Annotated in this window: 6 protein-coding genes; all 6 read right to left on the reverse strand. The window is 47.5% G+C overall.

Going from position 1 to position 12,435, the window contains the following annotated elements; translation table 11 throughout:
• Window positions 1–10: 10 nt before the first annotated feature.
• The 6 genes from AC1S52_RS04580 to AC1S52_RS04605 all read right to left on the reverse strand — a co-directional run bounded on the left by AC1S52_RS04580 (window position 11) and on the right by AC1S52_RS04605 (window position 12,394).
• Entirely contained in the window at window positions 11–1,144 is a 1,134-nt protein-coding gene (locus AC1S52_RS04580; RefSeq protein ID WP_482027860.1) for a hypothetical protein, read from the reverse strand.
• A 71-nt stretch (window positions 1,145–1,215) separates the two neighbouring features.
• Window positions 1,216–2,076, reverse strand: a complete 861-nt coding sequence (locus tag AC1S52_RS04585; RefSeq protein WP_482027861.1) for a hypothetical protein — start codon at window positions 2,074–2,076, stop codon at window positions 1,216–1,218.
• A gap of 4 nt (window positions 2,077–2,080) precedes the next feature.
• The gene (locus AC1S52_RS04590) at window positions 2,081–5,344 is read right to left on the reverse strand and encodes a hypothetical protein (RefSeq protein WP_482027862.1); all 3,264 of its coding nucleotides are present in this window, start codon (window positions 5,342–5,344) and stop codon (window positions 2,081–2,083) included.
• A gap of 44 nt (window positions 5,345–5,388) precedes the next feature.
• A complete protein-coding gene (locus AC1S52_RS04595; protein ID WP_482027863.1) occupies window positions 5,389–6,081 on the reverse strand; it encodes a hypothetical protein in 693 nt (230 codons plus the stop codon).
• 29 nt (window positions 6,082–6,110) lie between these two features.
• A complete protein-coding gene (locus AC1S52_RS04600) occupies window positions 6,111–8,279 on the reverse strand; it encodes a hypothetical protein (protein WP_482027864.1) in 2,169 nt (722 codons plus the stop codon).
• A gap of 602 nt (window positions 8,280–8,881) precedes the next feature.
• On the reverse strand, window positions 8,882–12,394 hold the full coding sequence (locus AC1S52_RS04605) for an RNA dependent RNA polymerase (protein ID WP_482027865.1): 3,513 nt from the start codon (window positions 12,392–12,394) through the stop codon (window positions 8,882–8,884).
• Window positions 12,395–12,435 lie beyond the last annotated feature (41 nt).

The following is a 12,435-nucleotide window of genomic DNA, read 5'->3' on the forward strand; positions in this document are numbered from 1 at the left end:
AGTCTTGGAACTAGCCTTTTTGGATTTTGGAAACGGCAATGCTGGTTGCTGTACCGAGTGCATTGCTGACTAAATCGGAAATTCCTTTGATGTTGTTTGAGAGGGTATGGAACAGGGCAATCCCACCTCCGCCAGCTACGCTGACAGCCAGAATAGGTGCGAAAATGCTGAGGAAGATGAGAAATGCCAGGTCACTAACTGCAATAGTTTCGGCATAAGTCATAACGGTTGAGCACAACCCAACGACGATGTTGTACCCAAGCTGCATGCCGATTAAGGCAAAGAAGCTAATCAACCAGGCGATAATGGGACGACCCTGAAGCGGGAGTAAACTAAGACCCATCGCAATCGGAGAAAACAGTGCGGTGAGCAGCATGGCAGCTTCGAGCATGTTGACGAACGCCCACTGCAAGGCGTACAAAATTTCTCTAGCCATGAAGAGGAATGGTGAACTGAATACGCCGCTTAATGCAGGTCCGAGGTCAAGGTTTCCTTGTGAATCTGTATTTTGATTGACATATTGAGTAACTCCGTTGACCCATCTCCGTAGAGCTTGTAGAGGTCCCCCGTTCTCTCGTTCAGCTTCGACAAGAACTTGTTCAAGAACGGGTTGCTTCTCAGTCCAGCATTGTTGCAGTTTGCCAGGAGGTAAGTTTTTGCACTCGTTTAGAATGCCTTCAATACGGGTTTTGGCAATTGTTGAGATGCCAGTGGCAGACATCGCGGTCTGAAACGTCACCTCTCCAAGTTGGATTTGCATGACTTTTTGAACCTGTGCCTGTCCAACAGCTTTGATCAGTTGTACGCTGCCAGAAAGTAACCCACCGTTACCGCCAAGGAATACCAGGATGACGAGTGGCCAGACAAACATGCTGACCAGTTCTGACCAGGAGTGGCGATCGACGATTTCTTTGCCTTGAGTAAAGACCAGGTAGATAATGCTGAATGCTGTAAGGAGCAGCCCTAGACTGACTAGGGCATACCATAATCCTGATTGTGGATCGAGTGCTGCTTCCCAAACTTGTTGCCAGGACTGGTAGGTTGCCTCAGCAAGGTTGATGGAATCGCGCAGGTTGATAAGGGCATTTGCATCCTGGTTGTTAAAGGGACCTGGTCCAAGTTGTGCAAGAAGCTGGAACACCATGACTGAAGATTGAAGAAAGGATTGGGGATGGTACTACCTAAACGCAGGTAGTACCGGAGAGGGGATTGTAACTACTGCTGTTTGCGGTCTTGCCCTAAGACAAAGCCTCCAGGCATGAGCATGAGTCCCCCTTGGCGGGCAGCGTTCATCGCAGCCGATGAAGTCTCGCGTCGATGGCTGATGTTGGACCCGGCAGTTTCTTCGGCAATTTCCGCTGTCAAAGTGTTGCCGATCGCGCGATCAACTCGTGCCTGTTGAGCTTCATCCATCAGTTTCTTATCTACCTGACTGCCCAGGGCTAATTGCTGTGAGACGTTTTGCAGGATTTGCTGAGTAACATCCAGGTTCTGAGATTCTTCTCCCAAGGATGCGTTTTCATTGGCTGCCGCTTGAGTTTCCTGCATTACCTGCATCATGCGCTCTTGAGCTGGTTTGCTTAAGGTCGCTTGCTGTGAGGTATAGAGGCTGGAGCTGCGAAATGCTTCGTTGCTAAGATCATTCCGAACGGAAAATGATCCCTTCCCGCCCATCCGGTTTTCCAGTGCTTCTGCTAATTGACCACTGCTGGTTTGGTTGGTTGAACCGTTGAGAATGCTAGTAACCAATTGCCCAAGATCAGGGGCTTTGAAGGCTCCCAGTGTCGATTGAACCAACTGTCCTAAGTTGTTAGGAAAGTTTTCGATGAACTGGCTAACTTGATTAACTGCCTGTTTACCCTGATTGAGGGTACTGGTGATGAAATCTTGAGACTGTTGTGTTGCCGCTTGTGGGTTTGCTACGTAAGCCCTTGGCTGTGCAGGATTAACTGGGTTGACTTGAGTGGTAGCGTTAGGGTCTTGTGTCAATGCTTGAGCATTAACTTCAGGAGCATAGACACCGATCGTTAACGCGATCGCGCTAGCAGCAAACCATTTGATAGTCGGGTTTTTCATAAAACTAACTCGCTTTCCGAGGATGTTGATGCGAACTTTCTGAAGAAAGTGCTTGTTTAGAAGGTTCTTTAACAACGTGCATCGTAAGAACCGGAGGGGTTCGCCCGATTGTTTTGAGTTCAATCTCTTCGCGACGGGCGTTACAGTACTCACGGCTGAAGTGACTCATCCCCATGAGTTGACCTTTCATCGTGTTGGGGTAGTAAGCCAAGATGCGGTTGCGCGCAGCAACTTCATCGTGATTGTTGGCAACACTGGCTAGAACCATCTCTCCCGGATAGAACTTGACATCCCAGAACCGTCCAAGGGTTTCGATTGTCCAACACGAGCAAAGTTCATTGTGTCTGGGCATATAGGTGTCAGACGCATTTTTAGCGATGATGCGAGGGTCATAGCCGAAGTACTTTTGATAGGACGGGATTGCCCCGTTAGTAATGCGCCCAGTTAGGCGATAGTTCATGTTTTGAATAATTTGGCTACCTGTGGCGCATTCAGCGATCGAGTCAGGGTCTTGAGCCAGGAGAATCATCGAGATTCCTTCTTTCCGTCCGGTTGCACAGGTTTCGCCAACAATCTGTGCAAATCCATTTCGTTTGAGCAGAACGGACAATTCATCCCCAACAAACAGACTTTTGGGGTGAGATAGGGCATTACGGATGCAGGCAGTGTGGGCAGAAATTGCCATTAGATATGCATCCTGTTCGTTGCTTAGGTCGCTGAGTCCGAAAAATTTCACGGCTGGTTCTGGTGAGAACGTGCTGGGGCGACCCACCGCTTTCCCAAGTCGAGAGACGAGTAGAGCGCTGATTTGGCTGTGGATTTGATTCAGGGCACGGGCATCAATTTGCTCAAAGGATTGCAGATTGAGTCGTTCACGGGAACAGAAGTTGAGCAGATCGGCGAGTACTGGAATTTGTTGCCATTCAGGTGACTTCCAGCCGTGTTCAAACGCTTTGTTGTAGCGATCGATGATCTCAGGATCGCGCAGGAACATATCCAGCATTTTTAGGAGTAGGGCATCGACTCGCTGAGCCAGGGCAGGGTCATTCAGTTTCCCCATTGCGATCGCGGTTAGGGCGCGTCGAATGAACTCTTTCCAGGACATTAAGCGGCGTTCAAGCTCACTTTTGTGTCCTTTGAATTTGCGGAGGTCTGGCGGTTCAAGCAGGTTGGAACTGCCACTCGAAACATCATAATAAGCACCCTGATCGCCCAGTAGCTCGATCGCGACTTTGAAGGTGCTGTTGGCTCCACTCGAAATGTCCATCCCGACGACTGGGATGTTTTGGGCTAAAGCTTCCAACATGAAGCGCCATGCCGTGACACTTTTACCAGAACCAGAGGTCCCGATCATGAGTGCTCGTTTTGCTTCTCCAGAGAAGAGATCGATGTAGACAGGTTTACCGCCCCGAGCCGTTAGAAATTCAACTCCACGACGGTCAATGTTTTTTGGGGTAGTCAGCGGTAAGAAGCCTGCGATCGTTTGAGTATCAGGGGTCAGACGACGCTGGCTGATCAAATCGCTGCTGTGGAGTAGCCACTTTGAGGTGACCGGAAGCGTTTGCAACCACACATCCCAGGCGATGTTGTCTTCTCGTAAAACCTTGGCAGAGTCAAAGCTGTTGCAGAGAAGATTACAGGCATGTGTGAGTTCTTCAGCAGTGTTGCGGTAAACCAAAAAAACGGACGCACAGTTGAGAGCGCGGGCACCTTCGTATAGCTTACGTTGGGCTTCAAAGGACTCCTCCTGTTTGACTTCTGCTCCAACGTCTCGTCCTTGCCCTTTTACAACGGCACGGGTGCGAGCGGTTTTGGACTGTTTAGCTTGTTTAGCCAGGTTATCTTGAACGAAGAAATTATTTGCTGAGGAGATTTCGACCCAACTCTCAGTGTTGTGTACATAGGGTGCACTGGTAACTTTCCAAATCCATTTCAGTTGTTCGCGAGTATTTGCCCAACCTGCTGGTGTGTCTGCCATTGTCAATACGGTACATTCCTTGCTTTTGCCAGCGATGTAGACGCGATCGGGATTTCCATTGTGTTGAGGGCACGATGATTTTCCGCTTTTCCCTTCGACAAGCACTGTGACTGAGTGTTTTTCGGTTGTCTTCGTTTCTGAGACGAATAGTCCGGTTTCGGTTTCTTCAAGGTGTAGAACTTGAGGAATTTCAGGGGCAGGTCCATCATTAAACCTCTCCCACAACCACTGCCAGAGTTCCTGGGAGGTACATGGGCGAACGGGTAAGCCCATTTTGGTGGCAAGTATTAACTCCCATTGCACAAATCCCTCCTGATAAGCTTTGAGCAAGAGTTTTTTGAAGAACTCTTCTTCGTAGTGTCGCTTGTTGTCAGACACGGTATTGAGAACTGATTGAACAGCTTTATTGCCGAGCGTGATCAGTTTGCCGATCGCATCTTTGCGTTGAGAATCAGCTTCACTATCAGCGCTCCAACTGCAAAAAACCATTTGTCTCCACGTTTGACGGGAACCACGGCGGCTAAGGTCTTGAATGCGTAGCTGTTCGTTGCGAACTAGAACCGATACAGGTGCAAGGTCGCAGGTATCTGAAAGAATTGATAACTCTTGTTGACGAGCTTTATCGTCGCTGTAGCAGCCGGTGCAGAATGTGATCTTTTCTCCAGGTGGTAATTCCTTCATGCCTTCTTCGATCGCATGAGCAAACTCTGTAACCTCGTTTGTGAACAGGATGTCGTGGATACCGTCATTGTGGAAACCAAAGATTAATTGGTAGTGACCACCTTGTTCCAGCAAAAATGCTGCAACTTCGCGATCGTCTTTCTTGATTTCGGCTAAACAGCAGAGGTTAAGTTCATTTTGAAACGGCATAAAGGTGCTCCTGCCTCCAGACTGTTTGGGAACGATGAGGGGTTTGATGCGGACCCTAGTTTGATGATCTGCAATCCGCTGTCGAACCCTGAAAGAACGAAATTTGGAGATGGGGGAGATGTAGAGAGTACGACCGTCAATCCAATCACCGCCTGATTTAGCACCGGGAGGATTGCGGAATTTGTCGATGAAGAGATGGGGTTGTTGTCCGGTCAGTAACCACCAGCTCAATCCCAACCAGAAGGTGGAAACCCCAAACCACACATTGCCCAGACTAAAGAAGCCGTTGGTGACTGTGTAGCAGATGATAGCGATCAGGATGAATGGGATGAGTTGCTCGGCTGGTATGAAGCCGATGCTGGCTTGTTTGCCAAGAATCTTGTTGATTTTGACGAAATCACGTTCAGGATCTTTATACATACCAGTTGCTCAGGACTCAGCAGGAGGATGGAATTATGGGCGTGTTAAGCAATTTGGGATAACAGAGATATCCCATGATGTACAGCAGAGTGAATGCCATTGGAGATAAGGGCAACATTATTGCTAATACTGGGTAGCATCGCGGCAACACCACCTTCGTCATAAAACAGGGCGGTCAAAACATCGACTGCAATCACAATGGCAATGGCGATCGAAACTTGAGTCACAATAGGTCGCCAGTCATTGCCTTGTTGTGCTTGGTTGTAAGCGTAAAGTGAAGCAGCAACGACCAGTAGCAGAAATGCAATTCGGAATAAATTGAAAACCAGATGAACAACGTCTTCGGGAATTCCTTCGCCGCCTGAAGCGGCTGCGGTATCTGTGACAACGTTGGTCACAAACGTTTCTAGTCCGCCTAGAAAAACAGCGTGTGCTGGGGTGGATAGGTCTAAGAAGATTCCGACTGCGAAAATAGCGGTGAGGACATGCCAAAACTTAAAACGAGTTCTGAGTTGACGTTCCAGTGCTGGAATAGAATGTCCAACAAACCAGACGCTAGAGGCAATCAGTGCAGCAGCACTCAAAGCACACAGCAGTAAAGGATCGCGAAATCCGACGTAAAGAATGACGAACGCAGCTAATGCACCGAAAGCCAAGTTCTTGGCTTTGTTGTCATTTTTAGAACGACGGGTGGAAATAAGTTTTGGATAGTCATGTTGGTCTGATTGCAATTGCATAGGTTCAATGGATTGCTAAAGTTTGTCTACTACAGCTCAACTTGTTTAGTTGTTCTGGTTGGTGTAGCTTCTGTCTGTTGTTCCCTGTATTCGTTGGGTTCCTCAGAGGAAACGGGTTGCTTCTGCTCTGTAAGTAGCGGGTCGATGACCGCTTGCAGATAGTGAGTGGAAATGTCGTTCTGGCGAATGCTCGCTATCCGACCAAGTGCGCGTTCTGTGATTGCATCGAAGACAGGTTCTTCTGTCTTTGCGTTAAATCCTTCAATGAGGTACAGATTGCCTTTCATAGGAGTGACTTCAAATCGAAAGTCGGATTGGTCATCTTGACCTCCAACTTCAGCATTGCGTTGATTTTCAGGAGTATTGGGGTCAAATAAATCTGGCATTTTTGTCTTCAACAGTTCCACGAAGTCTTGAGCGGTTGCCTCTGATTCATAGGTTTCACGAGTTTGAGGAAGCTTTAGAATTCCGGCTTTATCTGCCTCAGACAAGCCTGCCTCGGTTTTGACTGTCCATTGCTTGTCGTTGATGCGGAATGCGTCGAATGCCGCAGCACCGTTGTTATCCACAATCAGGACATGTGCATTTCCTGTGTTCTGATTCAGATAAAGTGCTTTAGTGTCGGATAGTGGGATACCGTCAGTTGCCCTGTTTTGACTGATCTCCTGAGTCACCCAGGCATAGCGCAGTAGTGCGTCTGCAACTGGAGATTCCTTAACCTCAACGGCTTCTACTGTCTGGGTAACAAGATGTTGGTCTTTTTGTGATAAGGAAGGGCGTTGATTCAAGCTATAGTGCCTGGTGTTGGAACCATTTTGGGAATTTGTTTCTTGGGTTGATGTTTCGGCTGAAGGGTTGAGGCTTACCTCAGACTTGGCTTCTGTGGGGATAACTGGCTCAGTTGTAGACTCCCCTGCCTCTAATTGGGGAGATTGTCCCTGCTGAATTAACTGTTCTTTCAGTTCCTCCAGCTTGACTTCGAGGCGATCGAGCCGTTCATTGAGTTTGTTGAGGTAATCTTCAATTTGAACCAGCTTTTGTTCTATATCTGATCGCGGATCTAACTCTAGAGAACCGAGTGGCTCAAGGGGTTGCTCAGTCTGATTTTGGGTGTTGAGTGTAGATTCAATCTGATTAATTTGTTTGCCAAGGACATTGGATGCACTGGCAAGTGGATTGGTTGGATCTGCCTCTGAAATTGTTGCGTTGACGGTTGCCTGGGTTCGTTCTTGAAGGTGTTCTTGCTCAGGCTGCTCAGGTTGAGGAGTTACTGTTTCTTCGATTTCATCTAGAGCGGGGAAACCGATTAGTCCTTCAACTTCTTCACCAAGAGTATTTACACGTTTACCTGTTTCAATAATTCGTTTTTGGAGACGGTTGAGGCGGCGGTCTAAATCATCCCCTGCTAGAGCGGCTGTGCCTGCAATTCCAGCTTGAAGGGCGACACCCGCTAAACTGATGCCGTTAAGTTCAGAGCCATGTTTTGCCATGCTATTGCCCAGATTATCTACAGAATGGATATCACGGGAGTCTTTCCATCGCTGGGCATCCGCTTTGCTGACAGAGCGAGGGGGAGCGGCTCTGGTTCTTGGTTTTTGAGAAACTAGATTACTGTTGTTGCTGAAGTCCGGGGTTAATTCGTCGTCCTCATTGAATGCTTGCAGTAGTTCTGTTTCATCAGATTCAAGTTCATTGTTGAGATCATCATTCGCGAGGTCTTCACCATCTACGTCAAGGTCGAGTTCTTCAAGATCTGCTTCTGCAAACTCAATATCCAATGCCTCTTGAAGCTGTGATGGAACAAACGGGTGCTTTTCTGAGTCCAAGTCTAGAAATTTAATCAGTTTTGCTCCTGTGACAGTTTGACTAGGTTCTTTTTTGAGAAAGAATCGAAACCCTCGAACCTCACCAGTTTCGTCTTCACATAGATCCATTCCAACACGAGCTTTGCCAGTCTGTTCGCTATAGCCTTCAAAGGTATCCTTGACCTCTGTCCAGGATCCAAACGACTGATTTTGCTCCTGAGTAAATTTAATGAAGCCATCTAGATGATTAGCGATGTGCCGTAGCTTCTTGGGGTCTTGGATGTACTTTGTTTCTTTCTCAGCAGAAGACTTGGCGGCGAATTTGGACGATTGCCGTTTCGATGGCTGTTTTGTTTCTTTAGTAGAGCGATCGCGGTTTGCCAACTTTGCCATAGGACATTTTCTCGAGTGCAGAATTGAATGCACACATCTGTGAGGACAGTGAATTTTCCGAAAGCCAGAGAGATAACTTGTAATGGATGCGTGTATGGGTTGAGTTGCTAAAACTCTTCCGACTGTGAAATGGATAGAAATTCTGGTGGCTTCGCCGAAGGTTGTAATCGGTGAAGGGTTGAGAGAAAGAAGTGATGAATTACTTTATTTCAGCCTGAATTTATTCATCGAATTCTGTTGCCCTCTCCTTCTATTTATAGAAAAGGTTTTGAAGATTGTGTGCGTTATTATGTTCTATTTCTAATAATTTTAGATTTACTTTAGGATTTATATCACCGCTTGTATCCCTTGTCTTTGTGAGATTCTAGAAATAGAACGAATCAGAAAAGCTATTTAAATCGATTGCTTGGTAAATATGTAAGTATGTAATTTTGTAACTTGGTAATCGGTAAAAATGTACTTCTATAAGTGTATAAGAATGTAAATGTCTAATTTTGCAGCTTTGGTGGAGAGAATAGCTTTAGATCAAGAAATAAGAAACCGAGCCGATAAACATGACTCGGTTTCTTGTGTGGTATGGAAATGTGAGTAGTGATTGTGGCTCAATCTATCTGAATGCCAGTTTTAATCGCTACTGGTTGTGTACTATCGCGATTGTAGGAATTCACAGAAGCAAAGGAGAGTTCGGTTTTTTCTTGGGGTTGACTATCGATCATATGATTAAGCTGTTCGACATTCTCATCGGAGAGTGGGATTAAGACTTCCTGGGTGTCAAGGTTTCCCTTGAACACTGTTTTTCGGTCTAGCGTTCGGATGGTGATATCCCCGTTTGGGCGAACGTAAGCTGTCCATTCTCCAACGCCTACTGGAGTTAGAGGTTCGGGATTGCCAGTGGTATGTTGGACATAGGTTTGTTGAATCGCGCTCAATAGGTGCTTGGTAAATGCAGTGCGATCGCGCCATTCATTGGTGATCGGATCTTCTGAAAAGTTCTCCTGTATATCATTTGGCAATTGAACGGAACCAGGAATCACTTCCAGAAAAATGGCGGAGCGGCTTTTGGGTTGAAGCGCTGCCTCGAATGTTGCACCAATTGCCAGTTTTGCAGATTCCTCAGCAAAAATGCCAAGCGTTTTTCCTTCAACCTGGACAACTGCGGCACCATTGTATCGGAGGTAGTCTGGATGCTCCCGGTCAAGTTCGAGTTGCCCTACCTGGCAAGTGAACGACTGGTCTGCCCAATGGGTGCTAGTAAAATCTTCGTCAGCCAGTTCATTGCGACGAATACCAGTGATGGTTAGAGGCTCAAGTTCCTTCTCCTGTAGTCGTTGAGCGATTTGTTCGGCGCATAGGTTGAAAGCGAGAGCGCCAGTGCCAACAGAGTCAATGGGTTCGACCCAGCGATCGTGATCTTCTGGGGCAATGATCCGCAGGTCGTCTGGAATGTCCAACTCGTCCAAGTCAATGATGCTCTCCCCAAACAGGTTCTCAAGTACCTGAATGTTTTCCGATTCAATGGTTTTGAACACAAACTCAATCATTGGCAGGGATGGATGAATAGCAGCGTCGTAGGGTATCCCGGCATCGTCTAAATCCATTTTCCATTGAGTGGCTCGTTCACCAAATGGAACACTGAGAACATAAGCGTCCTGGGGGAGTGCTTCACTGGGGACAACATAATTTTCCTCCAACCCAAATGTGATAGGGAGGGTTTCTGCAACCTCCAGGCATTCTTGCCGCAGTCGATACAAATCTGGGCGTGTGTGCTGGCTGTTCCAAACGGCCGCCGCCGCAACCATCTTTTCTTCAAGAGTCGGAAACAGTTCATTGAATTCAACACGAAAGCTATCGTAGAGCTTTCCTAACTCCTCGTTAAATACCTTGCGATCGCCCCCAACTCGTTGAGCAATCTCGTAAGTGGCTTCCTGTGCCCGGTCTTTTAAGGATTTTGCCCAGTCATCTGCTTCCACCGCACATTCCTTTGCCCAATCTGGGACGTTAAGGTCTTCCACCTGTTCGGGAAATAGGTAACGGAAGTGATGGCGATCGATCGCATGGAGATGAGTGGCTTCCCAGGCAGGATTGATGATCTCACGAGACAGAACATAAAGCGATCCGCCTTGATCAGCAGGCATGGGGTAGGTGCGGTATAACCTCCTATCCTCATCTTTCTTGAAATCAAAAAATGGGCTGGGATGTTGTTCTGCCCACTTTTTGCAGTCTTGTAATAAGCGGTGCCCATTGATTGGGTGTTCAGTACCATCTGGCAAGGTGACGACATCAATGTCTTCAAACCGCTCCGCGTTTTTGGTGTAATCCACTTCAACTTGTAGAGCGGGCATGAGACGAGCGAGCAGTTCTTGCTTCCGTCGTTCAAAGAGGCGTGAGGTTTCACCTTTAGCGGGAACTGAGGCTTGCACCCGTCCAATATTGGTTGCAATCAGTCCAACGCTATTTTGGCTGGCAGCAAAAGCAACCTCGTGCAGTTTGGTATAGGCTCGGTTGCCTTGTTCATCGGTAATTTCGTTGTATGCCTTCTTGGGGCGTTGGAGAACCGGAATGTATTGCCCTGGCTCCCCCGCACGGAGAGTTTCCTTGGTAATAGTGGGTAATTTGCTAGCGGAAGTGCAGACAAATTGGTCGCCATCAAAGTCTCCCTGATGGTATTCCTCTGCATCTTTGGGATTAATCCAGATAACGTTTTTGGTTCGATTGAGTTTGGGATGATGAATGTTGTTGTAGAGGCGGATGTTGTCTTTGGATACGATCGGGTATCGAGTGACAATAACATCCCCTTCGGGTAGATGGGGGATGCAAACGGTTCCTCGTTCTAAGTGAGAAGCAGGAAGTGCCATACCAGAGCTGTGCTGGAACCCGCTTTTGATCGCAAGATCTTTCCACTTCCCAGCGACATACTCACGCATGAAGCTGGTAACTTTGGGGTGAGACAGGAGTTCCCCATGCTTGTCAGCCCGTAGGATGGTGATCATGCGCTGTTCTTGCTGATCGTTGGGCAGGTTGTCTCTGCCAAACCCCGAATCTTCCTCGCCATCCTGGGATTGTTCAATTCGTCGTTGTTGTTCTTTGTCGTACTCCGCCACAATGTAATGAGCCAGTGCTAGCGGATTGCGTTGGATGTCTGCCAGTTTTTCAGCTTTTTCACGGGTAATCGGTCCGAGATCTTTGAGTACAGCGTCTTCCGAGTACCAGCAGTTGAATTGCCAGCTACTGTCATAACTGGTTGCTTTGGCGTTGTTACGATTTCCAATGACTGCGACTGGAATCTCGTAGTTTCCACAGGGGATCCAATCCTGGAGGACCTCCTTGCTAATTCCTTTAATCGAGGAGCGGTCTAAGATGATGTCATACCCTTGGGCTTCGGTCAATTTAGCATTTGGGAGCAAGGTTCCCTTTGCCAGAAATCCGTTTTGGGGTTCGTTAGGATTTCCGGTTGCCCATTCCTGAAGCCACGCAAATCGGAATTGGAAGGGAGCATTGCGATCGCCACCGAGAGCCTGAGCGAGCTGGGGAGAAACTTTGCCGTGGCAGTCTCCCGTTTGGTAATGGGCATCGTTAGGATCTTCAAAATCAACAATTTTGACTTTGATGTTCTCAATCGTACTGATACCCTTAAAGCAGTCACTCACTAATAGTCCACCATATCGACAGGCTGCATCGGGTTGAGATTTGAACAGGGGGGAAATAGTTTGCGCCTGTCCTAACGTTCGCTTGGCTTTGTGGAAATGCAGGCGTAGTTCTTCACTGCCAAAGTAGTGATTATCGCCACTGCTAAAAATCAGGCTACGAGCTATTCCGTCTGCAAACATTCGAGGAGCCAGTCGTTGAGGCTCCTTGTCATTATCATCAAGTTTGACCAACACCAAAGACTTGAGTTGGACTGGAGAGAACATATTTTTTAGAACAGAGTTCTTCAGGGTTAAGGGTTCGGATGCGAATTCTCCCTTCCCATTGTTCCTGGATGCATGAAATATGGGGACATTGAGTCCCTCCTTGACAAAGACGGTTTCGACCATAGCAGTGTAGGTAAAGGTGTGGGATTGCGGTGTGGTTGAAAAAATTAGAACGAGTCCGGCACGTATCCCTACTGTCATCATAACGAGTGTTCAAGCAGGAGGTTTGAGCGTTATCGTTAAGG

The organism is Kovacikia sp. CALU 1929, from assembly GCF_056784235.1.